Annotated in this window: 19 protein-coding genes; 13 read left to right on the forward strand and 6 right to left on the reverse strand. The window is 60.0% G+C overall.

Going from position 1 to position 19,814, the window contains the following annotated elements; translation table 11 throughout:
- The first annotated feature begins 70 nt into the window (after positions 1-70).
- The 13 genes from rplO to ACG9DO_RS09935 all read left to right on the forward strand — a co-directional run bounded on the left by rplO (position 71) and on the right by ACG9DO_RS09935 (position 13,443).
- Positions 71-556 (forward strand): 50S ribosomal protein L15, encoded by a 486-nt coding sequence (gene rplO, locus ACG9DO_RS09875; protein ID WP_394727427.1) that lies wholly within the window; start codon positions 71-73, stop codon positions 554-556.
- A 210-nt stretch (positions 557-766) separates the two neighbouring features.
- Positions 767-2,131: a preprotein translocase subunit SecY gene (gene secY / locus ACG9DO_RS09880; protein ID WP_394727429.1), complete on the forward strand. Its 1,365-nt coding sequence runs from the start codon at positions 767-769 to the stop codon at positions 2,129-2,131.
- A 30-nt stretch (positions 2,132-2,161) separates the two neighbouring features.
- Positions 2,162-2,806, forward strand: coding sequence for an adenylate kinase (locus ACG9DO_RS09885; RefSeq protein ID WP_394727431.1), 645 nt, complete (start codon positions 2,162-2,164; stop codon positions 2,804-2,806).
- Positions 2,807-2,871: 65 nt separating this feature from the next.
- The gene (locus ACG9DO_RS09890) at positions 2,872-3,600 is read left to right on the forward strand and encodes an SRPBCC family protein (RefSeq protein WP_394727433.1); all 729 of its coding nucleotides are present in this window, start codon (positions 2,872-2,874) and stop codon (positions 3,598-3,600) included.
- A 113-nt stretch (positions 3,601-3,713) separates the two neighbouring features.
- Positions 3,714-5,108 carry an NADP-specific glutamate dehydrogenase gene (gene gdhA / locus ACG9DO_RS09895; protein WP_394727435.1) on the forward strand — a complete coding sequence of 465 codons (1,395 nt, stop codon included), beginning with the start codon at positions 3,714-3,716 and terminating at the stop codon, positions 5,106-5,108.
- A 374-nt stretch (positions 5,109-5,482) separates the two neighbouring features.
- The gene (gene rpsM, locus ACG9DO_RS09900; RefSeq protein WP_394727437.1) at positions 5,483-5,851 is read left to right on the forward strand and encodes a 30S ribosomal protein S13; all 369 of its coding nucleotides are present in this window, start codon (positions 5,483-5,485) and stop codon (positions 5,849-5,851) included.
- A gap of 64 nt (positions 5,852-5,915) precedes the next feature.
- Positions 5,916-6,305 carry a 30S ribosomal protein S11 gene (rpsK, locus tag ACG9DO_RS09905; protein ID WP_394727439.1) on the forward strand — a complete coding sequence of 130 codons (390 nt, stop codon included), beginning with the start codon at positions 5,916-5,918 and terminating at the stop codon, positions 6,303-6,305.
- 123 nt (positions 6,306-6,428) lie between these two features.
- Complete coding sequence (locus ACG9DO_RS09910; RefSeq protein WP_394727441.1) at positions 6,429-7,484, forward strand: DNA-directed RNA polymerase subunit alpha; 1,056 nt, start codon at positions 6,429-6,431, stop codon at positions 7,482-7,484.
- 141 nt (positions 7,485-7,625) lie between these two features.
- Positions 7,626-8,048, forward strand: a complete 423-nt coding sequence (gene rplQ / locus ACG9DO_RS09915) for a 50S ribosomal protein L17 (protein WP_394727443.1) — start codon at positions 7,626-7,628, stop codon at positions 8,046-8,048.
- Between the two features lie 85 nt (positions 8,049-8,133).
- Positions 8,134-9,501 (forward strand): serine hydrolase domain-containing protein, encoded by a 1,368-nt coding sequence (locus ACG9DO_RS09920; protein WP_394727445.1) that lies wholly within the window; start codon positions 8,134-8,136, stop codon positions 9,499-9,501.
- Between the two features lie 16 nt (positions 9,502-9,517).
- Entirely contained in the window at positions 9,518-11,692 is a 2,175-nt protein-coding gene (locus ACG9DO_RS09925; RefSeq protein WP_394727446.1) for a prolyl oligopeptidase family protein, read from the forward strand.
- A 111-nt stretch (positions 11,693-11,803) separates the two neighbouring features.
- Positions 11,804-12,385 (forward strand): hypothetical protein, encoded by a 582-nt coding sequence (locus ACG9DO_RS09930; protein WP_394727448.1) that lies wholly within the window; start codon positions 11,804-11,806, stop codon positions 12,383-12,385.
- 182 nt (positions 12,386-12,567) lie between these two features.
- Entirely contained in the window at positions 12,568-13,443 is an 876-nt protein-coding gene (locus tag ACG9DO_RS09935; protein WP_394727449.1) for a hypothetical protein, read from the forward strand.
- On the opposite strand, the gene ACG9DO_RS09940 is transcribed toward ACG9DO_RS09935, so the two are convergent.
- The 6 genes from ACG9DO_RS09940 to odhB form a co-directional block, all read right to left on the reverse strand.
- Positions 13,433-14,098 carry a trimeric intracellular cation channel family protein gene (locus ACG9DO_RS09940; protein WP_394727451.1) on the reverse strand — a complete coding sequence of 222 codons (666 nt, stop codon included), beginning with the start codon at positions 14,096-14,098 and terminating at the stop codon, positions 13,433-13,435. The two genes, ACG9DO_RS09935 and ACG9DO_RS09940, sit on opposite strands and share 11 nt — an antisense overlap.
- Position 14,099: 1 nt before the next feature.
- Positions 14,100-14,786 (reverse strand): PepSY domain-containing protein, encoded by a 687-nt coding sequence (locus ACG9DO_RS09945; protein ID WP_394727453.1) that lies wholly within the window; start codon positions 14,784-14,786, stop codon positions 14,100-14,102.
- Between the two features lie 3 nt (positions 14,787-14,789).
- On the reverse strand, positions 14,790-16,124 hold the full coding sequence (locus tag ACG9DO_RS09950) for an amidase family protein (RefSeq protein WP_394727455.1): 1,335 nt from the start codon (positions 16,122-16,124) through the stop codon (positions 14,790-14,792).
- Between the two features lie 26 nt (positions 16,125-16,150).
- Complete coding sequence (locus tag ACG9DO_RS09955; protein ID WP_394727457.1) at positions 16,151-16,879, reverse strand: hypothetical protein; 729 nt, start codon at positions 16,877-16,879, stop codon at positions 16,151-16,153.
- A 126-nt stretch (positions 16,880-17,005) separates the two neighbouring features.
- Positions 17,006-18,451: a dihydrolipoyl dehydrogenase gene (lpdA, locus tag ACG9DO_RS09960; RefSeq protein ID WP_394727459.1), complete on the reverse strand. Its 1,446-nt coding sequence runs from the start codon at positions 18,449-18,451 to the stop codon at positions 17,006-17,008.
- A 115-nt stretch (positions 18,452-18,566) separates the two neighbouring features.
- Positions 18,567-19,802, reverse strand: a complete 1,236-nt coding sequence (gene odhB / locus ACG9DO_RS09965; RefSeq protein WP_394727461.1) for a 2-oxoglutarate dehydrogenase complex dihydrolipoyllysine-residue succinyltransferase — start codon at positions 19,800-19,802, stop codon at positions 18,567-18,569.
- Between the last annotated feature and the right edge of the window lie 12 nt (positions 19,803-19,814).

Genomic DNA, 19,814 nt, shown 5'->3' on the forward strand with positions numbered 1-19,814 from the left:
AAAACGAGATTTTCCGGCCCTTTGGCCACCTTTGAAACGTGCGAAACAAAGCGAAAGCGAGTGCATTATCATGAAACTGAACGACATCCGTGACAACCCCGGTGCCCGCAAGGGCCGCATCCGCGTCGGACGCGGCATTGGCTCGGGCAAGGGCAAGACCAGCGGCCGCGGCCAGAAGGGCCAGAAGAGCCGTTCCGGCGTTGCCATCAAGGGCTTTGAAGGCGGCCAGATGCCGCTCCACATGCGTCTTCCGAAGCGCGGGTTCAACAACCCGTTCGGCAAGGATTTCGCCGAAGTGAACATCGGCATGGTGCAGAAGTTCATCGACGCGAAGAAGCTGGACGCGAAGAAGGACATCACTGAAGAGGCTCTGCGTGAAGCAGGCCTGGTCCGCGGCGGCAAGGACGGTGTCCGTCTGCTCGGAAAGGGTGAAATCAGTGCCAAGGTCAAGATCGTCGTCGCGGGCGCTTCCAAGGGCGCTATCGAAGCCGTTGAAAAGGCTGGCGGCAGCGTGGATGTAACCGCGCCCGCAAAGGCCGAAGCGACTGCCGAGTAAGCCGGCTAACCTGAAAAAGCCATGAAAATGGCGAAAAGGATGGGGCAGGGGTTCGACAAAGGGGCGCCTGCTCCCTATCTACCCCTTCGGGAGTGCGTTGGGCCTGTCTTTCGCCTAGGGCATTTGGGTCAAACAGGTTAGATGATCGGTCTCCCGCAGGTGCTTCAATCGGGCGCAAGCGAGAGACGAAAACAGGATCGACAAGACGTCATGGCATCACGCGCTGACAGCATTGCGAGCAATCTCAATCTCGCGAACTTCTCGAAAGCTACCGAGCTTCGCCAACGTATCTGGTTCACGATCGGTGCGCTGATCGTGTTCCGCTTCCTGAGCTTCGTGCCGCTGCCGGGGATCAATCCCCTCGCGCTCGCTCAGCTGGCAGAGCAGACGCAAGGCGGCATCATCGACATGTTCAACATGTTCACCGGTGGCAGCCTGGAACGTATGAGCCTGATTGCGCTGGGCGTGATGCCGTATATCACCGCCTCGATCGTGGTGCAGATGGCAGCCGCGCTTCACCCGACCCTGTCTGCACTCAAGAAAGAAGGCGCCAGCGGTCGTCAGAAGCTGAACCAGTATACCCGCTATGGCACGGTTTTTCTGTGCTCGATCCAGGGCTGGTTCCTTGCAGCCGGCCTTGAAAGCTTTGCGAGCTCTAGCGGGCTCGCCGCTGTGGTCGATCCGGGCTATATGTTCCGCGTAGGCGCGGTCATCAGCCTTGTTGGCGGCACTATGTTCCTGCTCTGGCTGGGCGAGCAGATCACCAGTCGCGGGATCGGCAATGGCGTATCGCTCATCATCATGGCGGGCATCGTCGCACAGTTCCCGACTTTCGTATCGAACCTGTTCGAAGGCGGACGCACCGGATCGATCGCCCCAAGCATTATCATCGGCTTCATCGTCATGGTCGTGGTGCTGATCATCGGGATTTCGTTCTTCGAGCGCGCGCAGCGCCGCTTGCTAGTGCAATACCCCAAGCGCGCGACCCAGCGAGGCATGATGCAGGCTGACCGCAGCCACTTGCCGCTCAAGCTCAACACCGCGGGCGTGATCCCGCCGATCTTCGCCAGCTCGCTGCTGCTGCTCCCGCTGACGATCAGCCAGTTTGCCGGCAATTCGATCGACACCACCAGCACGTCGGGCACTATCGTGCAGACGCTGAACCAGTATCTCCAGCATGGACAGCCGCTTTACATGGGGCTCTACGCAATCGGAATCATCTTCTTCACCTTCTTCTACACCGCGGTTGTATTCAATCCGGAGGAAAAGGCAGAAGACCTCAAGAAGGGCGGCGGGTTCATTCCCGGCATTCGCCCCGGCAAGCGCACCCAGGAATATCTCGATTACGTTCTGACCCGCATCACGGTGGTTGGCGCGCTTTATTTGACTATTGTCTGTGTTGTGCCGGAATACATGATCGCTCAAACGGGTATTCCGCTGTTCCTGGGCGGCACGAGTCTGTTGATTGTCGTCAACGTCACAGTTGATACGATCAGCCAGATTCAGTCACACTTGCTGGCACACCAATATGGTGACCTGATCAAGAAGGCGAAGCTCAAGGGACGGCAGCGATAATCAGGTGTTTCTCGGGGGAATAAGTTAGCAATGAACATCATTCTTCTTGGCCCTCCGGGTGCGGGCAAGGGTACGCAGAGCTCAAGGCTGGTGGAACACCGCGGCATGAAGCAGCTCTCGACCGGCGATATGCTGCGAGCGGCGGTCAAGGCTGGTACGCCGGTTGGATTGAAGGCCAAGTCGGTGATGGATGCAGGCGAGCTTGTCTCGGACGAGATTGTATCAGAATTGATCGACGCCGAGCTTGCCGCGATGGGGCCAGACACTGGCGCGATCTTTGACGGCTATCCGCGTACCGAAGTTCAGGCGCAGATACTGGACGAGTTGCTCGCCAAGCATGATCGCTCGCTCGACCATGTGATTGAGCTCGCAGTTGACGAGGATGCGCTGGTAGAGCGGATCACAGGGCGCTTCTCCTGCGCAAATTGTGGCACACTCTATCACGACACCGCAAACCCGCCTGTGCAAGAGGGCGTGTGCGACAATTGCGGTTCGACCGAGTTCAAGCGCCGCCCTGACGACAACGAAGAGACTGTGCGGACCCGGATGCAGGAATACCGTGCCAAGACTGCGCCGATCCTTCCCGGCTATGAAGCGCGCGGGATTGTCACCCGGGTTGATGGCATGGCCTCGATTGACGAGGTGACGGCTTCCATCGACGCAATACTTGGCTGAGGCTTGCCTTTCAGCGGTCAGCGCATAGGGTTGCTTCCGTCAAAGGGAAGAGGGGCTGCACCCATATGAAATACGCGTTGTTGTCGATGTCTGCCGCGCTATTGGCGCTTGGTGCAGCGCCAGTTTCTGCAGAAGTAATCGAGCAGGACGAAAATGGCTTTGTGACCCGCGATGTCGCGGTGGTCAACGCGGATACGAAAGCCGCGTGGCTCGCGCTGATTTCTCCTGCGAAATACTGGAGTTCCGCACACACTTGGTCGGGGGATGCTGCCAATATGCGCATGACTCCGCAAGCTGGCGGATGTTTCTGTGAGAAGATCCCTGAAGATCCCAATCCGACCCGGATCACGCTGGAGGGCAGTGTCGAGCACATGCGCGTCATTCACGCCTTTCCTGAAAAGGCGTTGCGCATGAGCGGTGCACTGGGGCCGCTGCAGAGCGAACCGGTAAGCGGGGTTTTCACCGTCGCGCTTTCAGCAACGGAAACGGGTGGCACGCGGATCGTGTGGGAATATGCGGTCGGCGGGCGGATGCGCTACGAAACAGGCGTGATTGCCAAAGCGGTTGATGGCGTGATGAGCCAGCAGTTGAATGGCCTAGCAGCCTTGCTCGGTCCGGTTGAGCCGGAGCCAGCACTTGGTGGCGCAGAAGCCGAGAGCCCTGCAGAGGGCAGCGAAGAGGAGGTGGTTGATGAGCTTACCGATGAAGCTGCACCATCGGGAGGTGCCGATGAAGCGGCAGCGCCTGCAAAGCCCAGTGTGGCTGACGCGTTCGAAGACCTGGCTGATGGCTAGCCCGCCGCCAGGCGCGTAAAGCATTAAATTCCGGCACAAATGCGAATGCCCATGCGTTGGAGGGGCATGATCACTGCGCTTGGGCGGCATTTGTACCAAAGGCAGCCTTGCGCATGACGCAGGAGAATGCCCACGTGTCCGATTCCAGTACTTCTGATGTGCATGCCTTCATGGAAGGTTTGCGCAAGCGCAATCCGCATCAGGACGAATTCATTCAGGCGGTTGAGGAAGTCGCTGAGAATGTGTTCGATTTTGTTGCGAACAAGCCAGAATACCAAGATGCTGAAATCATGCGCCGGATCGCAGAGCCCGATCGCATCGTGTCATTCCGCGTGTGCTGGCAGGACGATGAAGGCCGTGTGCGTGTAGAGCGCGGATGGCGTGTCCAGAACAACAATGCGATTGGCCCGTATAAGGGCGGGTTGCGGTTTCACGAAAGCGTGAATGAAAGCGTGCTCAAGTTCCTCGCGTTTGAGCAGACCTTCAAGAATGCGCTCACAGGGTTGCCGATGGGTGGGGGCAAGGGCGGCTCCAACTTTAATCCCAAGGGCAAGTCAGACGCTGAGATTATGCGGTTTTGCCAGAGCTTCATGACTGAACTCTATCGCCATATCGGACCCGATGTAGACGTGCCGGCGGGCGATATCGGTGTGGGCGCCCGCGAGATTGGTTTCCTGTTCGGGCAATACAAACGTATCCGCAATGAGTGGCACGGCGTCCTGACGGGCAAGGGGCTGGAATATGGTGGCTCACCAGTACGGACGGAATCGACTGGCTATGGCGTGGTCTACTTCCTGCGCGAAATGCTTCGCGAGGAAGATCGCGAGCTTGACGGCATGTCCGCAGTCATTTCAGGTGCGGGTAATGTAGCAACCCATGCGGCAGAGAAATTTGCGGAGCTAGGCGGTAAGGTCCTGACGCTGTCCGATTCCAAAGGTTTCATCCATGATCCAGACGGCATCGATGCCAAGAAGGTTGCATGGATACGCCAGCAAAAATCTTCTGGTGGGTCGCTGTCGGATTATCCGGAGCAGTTCTCCGGAAGCGAATGGCATGAAGGTAAGAAGCCGTGGAGTGTCGGCTGCGATATCGCTCTCCCATGCGCGACGCAGAACGAGCTCGATATTGATGCCGCCAAGAGTTTGATCGACAACGAAGTGCTCGCAGTCTGTGAGGGCGCAAACATGCCGACGACTGCCGATGCCTCGCATGCCCTGCGCTCGAACGGCGTACTGTTAGGTCCGGGCAAGGCCGCCAATGCGGGCGGTGTCGCAGTCTCGGGGCTTGAGATGAGCCAGAACGCAGGTCGGCGTACTTGGTCCGAAGACCGTCTTCAGGAGGAGCTTTGCTCGATCATGAAGGACATTCACAGGACCTGCGTCGAACACGGCGAAGGGACAGGGCCTGCTTGCGAGGAGGGCGAATGCAAGATCGACTATGTCAAAGGTGCCAATGTCGGTGGTTTCAAAAAAGTGGCGGATGCAATGCTCGCATTCGGAGTCGTGTAACTGATTGAGCTCATTAAAGAGCTTTCTGTTCTTCACATCGAAAACCGGGGCATTTTTGACAATCATCTGGCTTGCGTTAGGATAGATGCATTATATCGAGTTTGACCCGAATGGGTCAGCACTGCTGATGCATGGTGTATCGGAGGTTGACGTGCCTCGCGAATCGCCCTAACGCGCCCAACATTCGACAGGTTTCAAACGAGTCCGGCAGGTGCCAGCCATTTATGTGCGCCATCCGGGCTTTTTTGCCGTTCTAGCATCTTCGCCTCGAGCGCGCGGAAATTGAAATCAGCCGAGCAACGTAGCGTTGAGATAGGGTGCGGCCCCGGCCATTCGGGCCATTGGTCAAATCCCTGTGGAGCATGGAGAAGTAAGTGGCTCGTATTGCCGGGGTAAACATCCCCACAAACAAGCGTGTTATCATCGCGCTTACCTATATTCACGGGATTGGTCGCACGACCGCCGTTGAAATCGCCGACAAGCTGGGCATCGATCATACCCGCCGGGTGCAGGACCTTTCCGACGAGGAAGTGCTGCGCATCCGCGAAACGATCGACGCTGATTATACGGTGGAAGGTGACCTTCGCCGGAACACTGCGATGAACATCAAGCGCCTGATGGACCTCAGGTCCTATCGCGGCCTGCGTCATCGCAACCAGCTTCCGGTGCGCGGTCAGCGCACGCACACCAATGCCCGCACCCGCAAGGGCAAGGCCAAGCCGATCGCCGGCAAGAAGAAGTAAGCCTTTCGGATAACCCCGAATACGCTTTTGCCTTCTTGATTAGAGACGAAAAGGAATACGAACCATGGCACGTGAACCGGCCAAAATCAGGCGTCGTGACAAGAAAAACATCACTAGTGGTGTTGCTCATGTCAACGCCAGCTTCAACAACACCATGATCACGATCACTGATGCGCAGGGCAATGCGATCAGCTGGTCGAGTGCGGGGATGATGGGCTTCAAGGGCAGCCGCAAGTCGACGCCCTATGCCGCTCAGGTCGCTGCTGACGATGCCGGCAAGAAAGCCGCCGAACACGGCGTGCGGACGCTGGAAGTGGAAGTGAAGGGCCCGGGCTCAGGCCGCGAGAGCGCGCTTCGCGCGTTGCAGGCAGTGGGCTTTACCATCACTTCGATCCGCGACGTGACACCGATCCCGCACAACGGGGTCCGGCCGTCCAAGCGGCGCAGGGTCTGATTAAAGCGTCTGATCCGAACCTGCCTGGTGACCTTCGCAAGAGATCACCGCAATTTTCTCGGACCGGATGCGCGACAACAGCGCCGCCGGTCCCAACTCGTTCTAGAACCCTAGGGGATATCGATGTCCGTCAACAACAAAAACTGGCAGGAACTGAAGAAACCCAACACGCTTGAAATCAAGGAAAGCAGCGACAAGGGCCGCAAGGCGACCTTCGTGGCTGAACCGCTTGAGCGTGGTTTCGGTCTCACTTTGGGCAATGCGCTGCGCCGCGTCTTGCTCAGCTCGCTGCAGGGCGCTGCCATCACCTCGATCAAGATCGAGAACGTGCTGCACGAATTCTCCTCTCTCGCCGGCATGCGCGAGGACGTTACTGATATCGTCCTCAACGTGAAGCAGATCGCGCTGAAGATGGAAGGCGAAGGGCCCAAGCGCCTGCAGCTTTCCGCAACCGGTCCTGGCGAAGTCAAGGCTGGCGATATCGCAGTTTCCGGCGATATCGAAGTCATGAACAAGGATTTGGTGATCTGCCATCTGGACGAAGGCGCGACGCTCAACATGGAGCTGACTGCTGACACCGGCAAGGGCTATGCACCGGCCGTTGCCAACCGTCCGATTGATGCGCCGATTGGCCTGATCCCGGTCGATAGCCTGTATTCGCCGGTTCGCCAGGTGAGCTACAAGGTTGAGAACGCGCGTGTTGGTCAGGAGCTTGACTATGACAAGCTCAGCCTCACGGTCGAAACCGATGGCACTGTCACGCCGGAAGATGCGGTCGCTTACGCTGCGCGTATCCTGCAGGACCAGCTGACGCTGTTCGTCCACTTCGAAGATGGTATTCCGCAGCCGCAGTCGGCCATGATCGGCCATGCTGCAACGCCGCAGGAAGATGATGCAAACCAGCTCAACCGGTACCTGCTCAAGAAGGTCGACGAGCTTGAATTGTCCGTGCGTTCGGCAAATTGCCTCAAGAATGACAACATCATCTATATCGGCGATCTGGTTCAGAAGACCGAAGCCGAGATGCTGCGTACGCCGAACTTCGGTCGCAAGTCCTTGAACGAGATCAAGGAAGTGCTCTCCAGCATGGGTCTGCGCCTCGGCATGGACATTCCAGGCTGGCCGCCGGAGAACATCGAGGAAATGGCCAAGAAGCTTGAACAGGAGCTGCTGGGCTAAAATTGGCGAGGGTGGCGGCCACAACTTGCCACCAGGAACGGGCTACCTTGCACGGGCCCATTACGAACGAAGCGCTGATCCCCTCAGGGAAAGTGGGAACCGGTTTTCCGCCCGGAGGGGTCAGCCAGAAAGAGAATTACAATGCGTCACGGAATTTCACAGCGTAAGCTTAGCCGCAAGTCGGGCCACCGCACGGCCCTGTTCCGCAATATGGCAGCGGCTCTGATCAAGCATGAGCAGATCAGCACTACGCAAGCCAAGGCGAAGGAACTGCGTCCTTACGTCGAGAAGCTGATCACGCTTGCAAAGCGTGGCGGCCTGTCGAACCGTCGTTTGGCACAAGCTCGTCTGCTCGACGAAACGCAGCTCAAGAAACTGTTCGACGTTCTGGCAGAGCGCTATTCGGACCGTGATGGCGGTTATACCCGCATCATCAAGGCCGGCATCCGCGCCAGCGACAGCGCACCGCTCGCAATCATCGAACTGGTTGACCGCGACACGGACGCCAAGGGTCAGGACTCCGGTCCGGTCATGGCCGACGAATACGCGGACGAAGACGCGTAAGCGTTAGCCGCAAGAAAAAAGAATAGGGTCTGGAGAGCAATCTCCGGCCCTTTTCTTTTGTGCAGTCAGGGCTAATCTCTCGCCTATGCAGAAACTCATCCTTGCCGCTGCTGCAGCGGCTCTCATCCTGTCATCGCCAGCTTTTGCGCAAAACGCGCAGGAGCAACTCGATCAGCGCTACGACCGCGCGCTGGCAGCGGGCTACAAGGCGCTGTTCCTGTGCAGCGCAATAGCGAATGCGGAGCGCAATGGCACGACGCGCACCCCTGAGAGTGTGATGCAATGGGAGCTGACCGGCATTCAATCCCCGCTGGATCAGATAGTTGGGGAGTTGCCATACGAGATTGAGCGCTCCGCTGTCACTGGCAGCCTCGAGTCGGTTTCAATCGTCTACGAGAATGCAGCAGTCAGAACGGCGCTGCACAAGCCCATGGATGGATGCAAAATACAGCCAATCGGCTTTGACCCCGGAGACAAACGTGGAGCGCCACCCCCTGCCGCAGATGTCCCACCAAGCCGGGAGATCGATCCCATGATGCTCAATATCGCTGAGAAGCGCGTCGATGTTGGGGCAGCGTTTACCCAGAAATATGGCGAGGGCCGGACGACTGTCGTTACCGTTCTGCACAAGGGCAAACATGCGGGCGAGCAATACGCGGATGGCTTCTTCGCCAAGACACCACAGCGCACCTGGTCGGTCGCGAAAAGCATTGCCGCGACGCTTGTAGGGGCTGCCGTTTATCGCGGTGAGGCGGACGTCAATGCCTCGGCGGGGCTGGGGGCGGACGAGAATGATCCGCGCCGCGCCATCACCATCGACCACGCCCTGCGCATGGCCTCAGGCCGGTACACCGATACGCCGGGCAATCGCACCGATCCGCTCTATTATGGCGGTGCGACCGTGCAGGAGAGCATGACGCATTGGCCGCTGATCCATGCGCCGGGTACGGTCTATCGTTATGCCAATAATGACACGCTCGCGGCCACACAGGCGATCCGGGACACTTTCAAGGATCACCCGCCCGCCGAATTCTTCGCCAAGGTCGGTATGCATGACACGGTGGCGGAGACCGATTGGCAAGGCGACTACATCCTGTCCTCGCAAGTCTGGTCGACTTCGCGCGATCTCGCAAAGCTTGGCCAGTTGATGCTCAACGATGGCGTTCTCCCCAATGGCGAGCGCGTGCTGCCAGAAGGCTGGGTGGATTACATTACGACTCCATCCGGTCCGCAGCCCGATGGACCGCTGGGCTATGGCGCGGGTTGGTGGCTGATCAACACATCCGAAGGCATTCCGCCTGATACATTTGCAGCGCTGGGCAATCGCGGGCAGATCCTCGTCGTCGTGCCGAGCCGTGACATCGTGATCGTGCGCCGCGGTGAAGACCCGGCAGGTATACGCTTCGACTTTGTGAGCTTCACGCGCGACATACTTGCCGCGCTGGAGGAATAGTCCCACATTATCGGGCATGAAGCGCCTCACAGCCCTTCTTGCCGCTTGTCTCGCGCTCAGCGCTGCCTCTGCGCTCGCTGAGCAGCTAGTCGCGCCTCAATACCCTGAAACGCGCAGCGAACCGCTGACAGAGACCATCTTCGGTGAGCCAGTTAGCGATCCCTATCGCTGGCTCGAAGCGGATATCCGCCGGTCGCCCGAAGTCGCCGAGTGGGCCGAAGCGCAAAATGCGCTGACCCAGGATTACCTTTCGCAAATCACGCAGCGCGACTGGTTCCGCAATCGGCTCAGAGGGCTGCTCGATTACGAGCGCTTCGGAATCCCGCGCAAGGCTGGCTCGCGTTATTTCTACACGCGCATTTCCGGCTTGCAGAACCAGCCGCAACTGTTCGTGCGCGATGGGCTGGACGGGGAGGCGCGTGTGCTGCTCGATCCCAATGCTTGGAGTGAAGACGGCGCGGTAGCATTGGGCGCATGGGAAGCATCGCCCGACGGCTCGCTGCTTGCCTTTACCGAGCAACGCGATGGCAGCGACTGGCGGACTATTCGCGTGGTCGATGTTGCAACAGGGGCGTTGCTCGATACGCGGCTCGACTGGGTTAAATTCTCGCGCATTGCCTGGGTCGAGAATGCAGGCTTGCTCTATTCGCGCTTCCCCCCGCCAGACGATCAAGCGGGCTATCTCGCGCCCAATTTCGACCATGCGGTTTATTTTCACCGTATCGGCACAGACCAGACGGGCGATGTGCTGGTGTACCGCAATCGTCGTGCGCCCGATTTGCGCCACGAGGCACGCACGACCAGCGACGGGAGGTGGGCGCTCATCAGCAGCCAGGCCGGGACGGATGCGAGGCAGTCCGTGCGCCTGATCGATTTGCGGCGCGCATCACGCAGCGGCTTTCGCAAGTGGAGGAGCGCTCCCTTGATCCGCTCGCTCGAGAACAAATGGAGCTTTCTGGCTTCTGTTGAAGGCTGGCTCTATTTCCATACGGATTATCGCGCCAGCCGGGGTCAGATCCTTGCGTTCAATCCCGGGCGTTCAAGCGGCGCCTGGCGGTCGGTAGTGCCCCCGGGCGAGCAAACCATTTCAGGCGCGTCGATTGTCGGCAACCATCTGGTTGTCGAGCGGATCGTCGATGCAGCCACCAAGGCAGATCTGTTTGATCTGGAAGGCAGACCCTTGACCGGGATATCGCTCGCATCGGTCGGAACGGCGAGCGGGTTTGGCGGCGCTCCAGGCGACTCTGAGACCTTCTATTCCTTTGCCAGCTTCAACCGGCCAGACACAGTCTACCGGATCGACCTCACAACCGGCGAGACCGAGCCATTCGCAGAGCCAGAGCTGACCTTTGCGCCGGATGATTACGTTACGGAGCAGCGCTTTTTCACCTCCACGGATGGAACGCGCGTGCCGATCTACATCGTTCGTTCCCGCGAACTTGCGCGGAGCGGCAAGGCGGCCCCAACGCTGCTTTATGGCTACGGCGGGTTTGATGTGTCACTCACGCCAGGTTTCTCCGCCAAGCGCATGGCATGGCTGGAAGCCGGCGGCGTCTTCGCTCTCGCCAATATTCGCGGGGGCGGGGAGCTCGGCAAGGCCTGGCACGATGCCGGACGCGGTGCCAACAAACAGAACACGTTTGACGATTTCATTGCTGCAGGCGAGTTTCTGAAGGCAGAAGGTTATGCGACGACAGATGGCCTCGCGATCGAAGGGCGCTCCAATGGCGGACTGCTTGTCGCTACGGTCGTCAACCAGCGTCCGGACCTGTTCGACGCAGCCCATGCAGCGGTGGGCGTGATGGACATGCTGCGGTTTGACCGCTGGACCGCAGGCCGGTTCTGGGTAGATGATTACGGGTCACCGGCAGAGGAAGCGGACTTCCGAGTGCTGCGTTCCTATTCGCCTTACCATAACATCGCTGAAGGTGCGGACTATCCGGCCATGCTGCTGAGCACTGCAGACACCGATGATCGCGTGGTTCCCGCGCATAGCTTCAAGCACGCTGCAGCGCTTCAGGCAGCCGACATCGGCGTTCAGCCAAGGCTGATTCGGATCGAAGGCGGGGCAGGGCATGGGCGCGGAAAATCGACTGAGATGCAGCTTTCAGAGGCCTCGGACGTATTGAGCTTTCTTGCCTATCACACTGGATTAATGATGGAAAAAGAGAAAGTTCAGGAAAGTAACTAGTTTTCTGAACATTTCCTGCAAGACAAGTTCAGTCTCGTCTCAGGGCGCGCCCCATAGAAGGTATCTCGAAGCCGAGGCACTCCCGCCACGGCTCACATGAGGAGACCCTCTATGAGCAAGACAGGCAAGATATTTGCGAAAGGTGGGATCGCAACAGCCGCAGTGGGCGCCATGGCGCTTGCCGGAGCTACACCCGCACAAGCGCGTGATCGCGACGGAATCGACGCAGGCGATATCATCGCGGGCGCTGTAATCATCGGTGGCATCGCTGCGATTGCAAGTGCAGCAAGCAAGAACAACCGCGACCGGTATCACTACGATGATTATCGCTATCGGGATCGTGATCGGGACCGGCGCTATAGCTACCGCAACGGCAGCCCGCGCGCAGCAGTCGAAAGATGTGTCCAGGCAGCTGAACGCGATGCGCGCCGCTCCGGCTACCGCTTCGCTGACGTGACAGAGATCCGCGATGTTGACGACACCCGTTATGGCTGGCGCGTCAAGGGCCGGATTGTAGTTGACGGCAACCGCGGATGGGGACGCTACAACACGCGCTACAACCGCTATGATCGCTATGACCGTCACGGCAGTTATGACCGCGGCTACGACCGGGATGCTGGCAGGTTTACCTGCTACATCGAGCGGGGCCGTGTGACCGATATCGACTATCGTGGCATTCGCGGCCTGAGGTAAATGCCTCTCGAATGGTATATTCCGATAGTTCGGACCACCATGGGCGGTTCAGGCACTAGTCAGCCTGGGCCGCCTAATCCTATGTCGATCAAACAGGCGAGTGGTGGCCGTCTTCCGATTCGTAATGCTGTGCGCAAAAGGGGCTAACCTTGTGCATGGCTGGACAAACAGGAGGGACCAGAATGGCCCGCTTTACTGGTACAGGCGCAGCAGTCGGTATGGCGGCCGCGCTGGCAATGGCAATCACGCCTGTCGCGGCGAGTGCTGCCGAAGTGCGAGGTGCGCCTCGCGGAGTCGGTCAATCACCGACTTACAAACTTCCCGGAACATTCGACACTACCCCTGAAACGGTGCAACGGCACCGCGACTGGTATCGCTATCGTGGTTATCATCGCCACCGCCATCGCGGAATTGACGCGGGCGACGTGTTTGCTGGCGTCCTGATCCTGGGCGGCATTGCCGCGATCGCCAGCGCTGCAGAAAGCAATAAGCGTGACCGGGAATACCGGGAGCGTGACGTGCGTTATCGGGAACGCGATTACCGTGACAGGGACTATGACTACCGCCCGCAAAGAGGCGATTCCCGTTATGATGGCGGACGCGGGATCGACAACGCCGTTCGCATGTGCGTGAACGAAATTGAGCGCGATGTCCGTGTCGACAGCGTCGATGGCGTGGACCGCACTGGCGAAGGCTGGCGTGTATCCGGCGCGCTCTACAATGGCGAAGGCTTTACTTGCCGGATTGGTCCGGATGGCCGGATTTCCGACATCGATTATGGCGCACGCGCCTCCAGCGAAGATTTCTCGGACGCATTTGCAGACAGTGACATCAGCGATGAGCGCGCAGCGGTAGGCCAATGGAGTGCAGATCGCTATGCGCAAGCGCGCCGGACCACAGATACCGGCAAGCCCGCCGCGCGCACTATCGAAGCGGACCAGATTCCTGCCTATCCGGGCGGGCCTTTACCCGGTGAAGAGCTGGGCGCGGACGACAATGCCGCTTCAACAGGCGATGATCGCTATCGCACCGCAGAAGCGCCTGACTTTACGGGCTGATCTCGTCCTGCGTTGATTGCGGAACCTTTGCGCTGTCCTTTTCCTTGTAGGAGGGCAGCCCAAGGCCCCAATGGATCGCTGCGCTGCGCAGGGCAAGTCCTGCCAGCGTTGCGACAGTCCACACCGGCGCGCGCGGCAGTTCGAACCACGATCCTGCGACGCACAGGCTCGCGGAAAGCGCGGCGGCGGTTACGTACAGTTCCGGCCGCATGATGATCGAGGGGCGTCCGGCAATGACATCACGGATCACGCCGCCAACCGTGCCAGTGATCACCCCCATCATCATTGCAGGGACCGGCGGCAGGCCATAGGACAGCGCCTTGGCGCTGCCGAGCACCGCATAGGCCGTGAGCCCAAGCCCGTCTGCGTAGTCGAGCAGCTTGCCGTCCCACCAGCGGGTCGGCGTGAACCATACCAGCATCGCGACCAGCAGGCACGCGGCCGAGACCCAGGGATCGCTGACCCAGAATACCGGTGCGCCAATCAGGAGGTCGCGGATCGTGCCGCCGCCAACGCCCGTCAACAGAGCGAAAAATGCCATTGTAACAAAGGTCTGGCGTTCCTTGGCGGCCACAAGCGCTCCTGACAGGGCGAACACCGCGACGCCCAGAATATCGAGCGCATCAAGCAAGGGGGTGAGGACTTCGGTGTTCACATCAGCCGCGCGGCATGGCCTTGCGGCGACGGAACATCAGAATGCAACCGAGCAGCGCCCCCATGAGTCCCAGCGCCGCAAACACAATCAGGATCGGATGGCTGGTATCCTCGCGCGTTTCGAGGTCCAAGATGTGCAGCCCCCACATGAAGTCGAACATGCGCCACCAGCGTGTTCGTACCGCTTCAATCTCGCCCGTCTGCTCGCCGACATAAACATTCGTTCCGTCTTCCAGCGCGACCTGCCAGACCGGCACAGGACGGCGGAAGTCAAACGGCACTTCGTCAGCGGCATAGCGGGTCACCGAGGCAACTCGATCTCCGCCGACAATCCGCTCGGCTACGATGTTGCGAGCGGTTGCCGCATCCACCGCAGGCAAGCTTTCCCCGGTCTCAAGGACTACGCGTTCCACACGGCCATCCATCGTAGTCAGGATAGCCACCGCGCGTCCCTCCTGCATGACCACATGCATGGATTTGAGCGGGCGCTCCGGTGTCGCGAGCTGCGAGTCTGCGATGATGAGCGGCTCAGCCTGCTGCTCGATCCGGAGGTGATTGCCGCGCACTTCCTCGATCGGCTTGGCGACCATGAACAGGCCGGTTGCCATCCACATCAGGATCGGGAAGCCGACCAGCCAGCCGAGCCAGATGTGCCACTTGGCAAAGCGGAGCATGAGCGGTTTGGCCATGTCCTACCCGTTCACAATTTGGTCGATGGCGATGGCGGCATTGATACAGTCCATGTCGCGCCAGCGTGGGCCAATGACCTGCATGCCGCACGGTAGCCCATCGAAAGTCCCGATCGGCAAGACCGTAGAAGGCAATTGAGGAAAGGTCGCAATTCCTGCCCACGCGAGGCCAGATGCTGCCGGGACGGTTTCGCCATTGATGCTGATGTCCGTCTTGAACAGCGATCCTGCGACATGCGGCGTCGCCAGCACAGGGGCAGGGGGCGCTAGGACGAAATCATACTCTTCAAACAACGCTGCCCATTCGGCTTCGCACTCAGCCTGACGGTCGAGCAGGTCGAACCAGTCGGCAGCGCTCGCCCGCGTTCCATCAGGGGCAGGAGCCCCGCGTGCCATGCTGGTGTTCATCATCCGTATGTAGTCGCGGTGGAATGCTGCAAGATCGGGGAGCAGCGGACTGCTGATTTCGACATTGACTCCAGCATCTGCAAGCGCAGTTTGTGCGTCCGCCATGGGCGTCAGGACGCTATTGTCGACTGGCGCCCCATCGATTTGCTGAACGCATAGAAACCGGCATTCGGACAGCGGCTTGGGATTGCTGGGCATCGCATGTTCTGCCGTGACCTGCATGAGCGCTGCGATGTCTTCGCCATTGCGCGCGAGAGGGCCTGCTGCAGACAAAGCGCCGTCATGCACGGGCTTGCCGCCATAAGCCGGGCTCTGATGTCCGCACTTGCTGGTGAGGCCCCAGCTTGGCTTGTGCCCCCATACCCCGCAGAAGTGGGCGGGAACGCGGATTGAGCCGCCAATGTCTGTGCCGTACTCGCATGGCACCATGCCGATTGCGACAGCCGCCGCCGAGCCACCCGAGGAACCGCCGGGAGAGCGCGTGTGATCGTGGGGGTTGTTCGTGCGGCCATAGACGGGATTGTTCGATTGCCAGTCGGTCAGGTCCGGCGGAACATTGGTCTTGCCGATGATGACTGCGCCTGCGGCCTTCAAGCGCTCGACAATGCGCGAGTCCTTTTGCGCGATTTGATCCTTGTAACGCTCTAGCCCGAACGTCGTGGGAAGACCAGCAACATCAAAGCTTTCCTTGACGGTCATGGGAACGCCGAACAGCGGTTGGTCATCGCGCGGGCCTGATTTCTCGAGCGCCGTCGCGGCCTCGATTGCGCGTTCGAAATCTCCGACCGCCAGCGCGTTGATGTGCGCGTCGTTTTGCTCGAGCCGCACGATCGCTGCGTCGACTGCTTCGACGGGCGAAAGCTTGCCGGCACGGATGGCAGCGGCGGTTGCAAGCGCGCCGGGCTCGTCAGTAAGTCTTGGATAGGTCAAAGCTTCGTCTCCCGTACCGCTTGTGCCTAGCTGCCCTCGGTTTGCTCAGCAATCCCGCTTCTGGAGTTGCCGCGCACAAGGCCAAGCGCAATGGCATATCCCAGGATCGGTGCCGCACCATATCCGATCAGGGGGGTCGGATAATGGGAGATCAACGCCATCACCATGAACCCGCCGAGTGTTCCGGCGAGCGCATAGCGTTCTGCTTTTCCCAAGGGCAGCGCCTTCAGCATCAACAGGAAGCCGGCGAGCCAGGCGAGCAGCAGCGCTAGCGCCGCCAGCGGGTGGAGCAGGGCGGCGTCAACCAGAACCCGTTCGACAAAGGGCTGGGCGGGCAACTGGCCGCGAACCGCCGCCAGCAGGCTTGCGGCAAAACCGAGGATGGCAACAACGCCCGGTCGCCATTGCGGCGATGCGAAATAGAGCCCCGCGCTAGCGCCTAGCAGTGCAAATCCATTCGCCGCATCTGGCTGGATCAACGCCGCAAAGATCGCAGCGAGAAGGATCGGAGGAGCGTAGTCCGGCTCGCGCGCGGCAAGCACGGCCAGTGCAGGAATTGCAAGCATACCTGCGTGAAGCTGGAACGGCCCGAGTGGCAACCACCGGGTAATGCCGTTGACCTCTGGCCCTGTGAGAAGCGGCATGAACAAAAGAGCCAGCAGCCCCGCGATCAGGGCGCGTTGAACCATCGCCTTTCGCGGGGCGCGCAGAAGCAAGATCAGCACAAAGCCAAACGCGAGCGTGCTAGCGTTCATCGCGATATATGCAGCCGGCGCTTTGGCTACCGCCAACCACGTGATGCCCGACGCCACTGGGACGCCAAGCGCGAGGAGCGCGGGCAGTCGTTCCTTCAGTCGCTGCCTCACTCTTGCCGTGTCAAACTAGATGTGGATCGGTTTGCCGCGCACTGCCATCGCGGCTTCCTTGGTCGCCTCTGCATGGGTCGGGTGCGCGTGGCAGGTATAGGCGATGTCTTCCGAGGTTGCGCCGAATTCCATCGCAATGCCTGCCTCTGCGATCATCGTTCCGGCAACGCTGGCAATCGCCCACACGCCCAGCACGCGGTCGGTTTCCGCGTCCGCGATGATCTTCACAAAGCCTTCTGGCTCGTGGTTGGTCTTCGCGCGGCTGTTCGCCATCATCGGGAACTTGCCGACCTTGACCTCGCCGCGTTCCTTGGCCTGCTCTTCGGTGAGGCCAACGCCCGCGATTTCCGGCCAGGTGTAGACCACCGAGGGGATCACATCGTGGTTCACGATGCCGGTTTCGCCCGCGATATTCTCTGCCACCGCGATGCCTTCATCCTCGGCCTTGTGGGCGAGCATCGGGCCTGGGATCACGTCGCCGATGGCCCATACGCCGTCGACTGAAGTGCGGAAGTCATGGTCGGTTTCGATCTGGCCGCGTTGATTGGTTTCAAGTCCGATATTCTCAAGGCCGAGCCCTTCGGTGTTGGGCTTGCGTCCAATGGAAACCAGCACGCAATCGGCTTCGAGCGTCTCGCTCGCCTGTCCTGAGCCTGTCGAAGGGCCGCCAGCGGCGGGTTCCAGCGTCAGAGTGGCCTTCTTGCCCTTAACGGTGACACCAGTGACCTTGGTGGAAAGCTTGAAGGTGATGCCCTGCTTCTTGAAGATCTTGTTCGCTTCCTTGCGCACGTCGCCGTCCATGCCTGGCAGGATCTGATCGAGGAATTCGACGCAGATGACCTCTGCGCCGAGGCGCCGCCAGACAGAGCCAAGCTCCAGCCCGATCACGCCGCCGCCGATAACGACCATCTTCTTGGGCACGGACTTAAGCTCGAGCGCGCCAGTGGAATCGACCACAATGCCCTTGTCGTTGTCGACCTCGACGCCGGGCAGAGGGGTGACGGAAGAGCCTGTCGCGATCACGATGTCCTTGGCGGTGACCTTTTCCGCCTGTCCTGAGCCTGTCGAAGGGCCAACTTCGACGGTGTGGCCGTCAACGAAGCTGGCATAACCCTTCTTCCAGTCGACCTTGTTCTTCTTGAACAGGAATTCGATGCCGCCGGTCAGACCTTTGACGGCATCGCGGCGCTGGCCGTGCATCTTCTCAAGGTTGAGCTTGGGGCTAACCTCGATCCCCATGTCCGCCATTTTGCCATTGGCCGCCGCGTCGAAATACTCGCTGGCGTGCAGCATCGCCTTTGACGGGATACAGCCTACGTTGAGGCAAGTTCCGCCCAGTGTCTCGCGCCCTTCTACGCAGGCCACCTTGAGGCCCAGCTGCGCCGCGCGGATCGCCGCGACATAGCCGCCCGGTCCGGCACCAATGATCAGGACGTCGTAGTCGTATGAATGGTCAGCCATTCTCTTCTCCGTTCGCCCTGAGCTTGTCGAAGGGCCGTACTTCTTCTGATCCGTCATTCTCTAAGAAAGAGCGGGGCTTCGACAGGCTCAGCCCGAACGGATTTGGGTTCCAGTATTAAAGGTCGATCAGCATCCGAGTCGGATCTTCGATCGCTTCCTTGATAATCTTCAGCGCGGTTACCGCCTCGCGCCCGTCGATCAGGCGGTGGTCGTAACTCAATGCGATATACATCATCGGGCGGATCACAATCTCGCCATCAACGACAACAGGACGGTCCTCGATCCGGTGGAGGCCCAGCACCGCGCTTTGCGGTGGGTTGATGATCGGGGTCGACATGAGGCTGCCGAAGACGCCGCCATTGGATATCGTGAAGGTGCCGCCCGACATGTCTTCCATTGTCAGCGTGCCTTCCTTGGCACGCGCGCCGAAATCCGCGATATCCTTCTCGATTTGCGCGAAGCCCTTCTTGTCGGCATCGCGAATGACCGGGACAACCAGACCGTTCGGCGCAGAGACAGCGACCGAGATATCGACATAGTCGTGGTAGACGATTTCATCGCCTTCGATATAGGCGTTGACCGCGGGCACGTCCTTCAGCGCGAGGCACGAAGCTTTCGCAAAAAAGCCCATGAAGCCCAGGCGAATGTCATGTTTCTTCGCGAACAGGTCTTTGTATTTGTTGCGCGCTTCCATCACGGCCGACATGTCGACATCGTTGAAGGTCGTCAGCAGCGCGGCGTTTTCCTGTGCGCCTTTCAAGCGCTTGGCGATGGTCTGGCGCATCCGCGTCATCTTCACGCGCTCGGTGCCTCGCGAGCCGGATGGAGCGGCAGCAGCCGGCGCAGGCGCAGCTTCAGACTTCTGGGTGGGTGCAGGATCGCTTTTCGCCTTCGCAGCGGCCAGCACGTCTTCCTTGGTGAGGCGGCCATCCTTGCCGGTGCCCTTGATCGTGGTCGGATCGACCCCGTGTTCCAGCACCGCGCGGCGCACCGCAGGCGACATGGTCACTGAGGAGGCATCCGCCGGTGCACTTTCCTGGCGTTTCGCTTCGCCGTCTTCGCGTTGCTGCTGCGCGCGAGCCGGTTCCTCGCCCTTGGTCGCTGCACCGGTCGCGCCTTCATCGACAGTCGCGATCAGCGCGCCGACCTCGACAGTGTCGCCCACGGCAACCGCATGGGAGGCGAGCACGCCTGCAACGGGCGAAGGCACGTCGACCGCGACCTTGTCCGTCTCGAGGCTGGCGATCGGTTCATCGACCGCAACGGCATCGCCGGGCTGCTTCAGCCATTCGCCGACGGTGGCTTCGGTAACCGACTCGCCGAGGGTGGGAACTTTGATTTCAGTGGCCATGGGTTGTGGTCC

Origin of the sequence: Altererythrobacter sp. GH1-8 (genome assembly GCF_043702085.1) — a bacterium.
GTDB lineage: Bacteria > Pseudomonadota > Alphaproteobacteria > Sphingomonadales > Sphingomonadaceae > Erythrobacter.

What these genes read in the sequence shown, in the direction of transcription:
- rplO (WP_394727427.1), top strand. Translation starts at nt 71, where the DNA reads ATGAAACTGAACGACATCCGTGACAACCCCGGTGCCCGCAAGGGCCGC.
- ACG9DO_RS09935 (WP_394727449.1), top strand. Translation starts at nt 12,568, where the DNA reads ATGGCCCGCTTTACTGGTACAGGCGCAGCAGTCGGTATGGCGGCCGCG.
- lpdA (WP_394727459.1), bottom strand. Translation starts at nt 18,451, where the DNA reads ATGGCTGACCATTCATACGACTACGACGTCCTGATCATTGGTGCCGGA.
- ACG9DO_RS09890 (WP_394727433.1), top strand. Translation starts at nt 2,872, where the DNA reads ATGAAATACGCGTTGTTGTCGATGTCTGCCGCGCTATTGGCGCTTGGT.
- ACG9DO_RS09885 (WP_394727431.1), top strand. Translation starts at nt 2,162, where the DNA reads ATGAACATCATTCTTCTTGGCCCTCCGGGTGCGGGCAAGGGTACGCAG.
- ACG9DO_RS09910 (WP_394727441.1), top strand. Translation starts at nt 6,429, where the DNA reads ATGTCCGTCAACAACAAAAACTGGCAGGAACTGAAGAAACCCAACACG.
- gdhA (WP_394727435.1), top strand. Translation starts at nt 3,714, where the DNA reads ATGACGCAGGAGAATGCCCACGTGTCCGATTCCAGTACTTCTGATGTG.
- ACG9DO_RS09920 (WP_394727445.1), top strand. Translation starts at nt 8,134, where the DNA reads ATGCAGAAACTCATCCTTGCCGCTGCTGCAGCGGCTCTCATCCTGTCA.
- ACG9DO_RS09955 (WP_394727457.1), bottom strand. Translation starts at nt 16,879, where the DNA reads ATGAACGCTAGCACGCTCGCGTTTGGCTTTGTGCTGATCTTGCTTCTG.
- ACG9DO_RS09945 (WP_394727453.1), bottom strand. Translation starts at nt 14,786, where the DNA reads ATGGCCAAACCGCTCATGCTCCGCTTTGCCAAGTGGCACATCTGGCTC.
- odhB (WP_394727461.1), bottom strand. Translation starts at nt 19,802, where the DNA reads ATGGCCACTGAAATCAAAGTTCCCACCCTCGGCGAGTCGGTTACCGAA.
- rplQ (WP_394727443.1), top strand. Translation starts at nt 7,626, where the DNA reads ATGCGTCACGGAATTTCACAGCGTAAGCTTAGCCGCAAGTCGGGCCAC.
- rpsK (WP_394727439.1), top strand. Translation starts at nt 5,916, where the DNA reads ATGGCACGTGAACCGGCCAAAATCAGGCGTCGTGACAAGAAAAACATC.
- secY (WP_394727429.1), top strand. Translation starts at nt 767, where the DNA reads ATGGCATCACGCGCTGACAGCATTGCGAGCAATCTCAATCTCGCGAAC.
- ACG9DO_RS09925 (WP_394727446.1), top strand. Translation starts at nt 9,518, where the DNA reads ATGAAGCGCCTCACAGCCCTTCTTGCCGCTTGTCTCGCGCTCAGCGCT.
- ACG9DO_RS09930 (WP_394727448.1), top strand. Translation starts at nt 11,804, where the DNA reads ATGAGCAAGACAGGCAAGATATTTGCGAAAGGTGGGATCGCAACAGCC.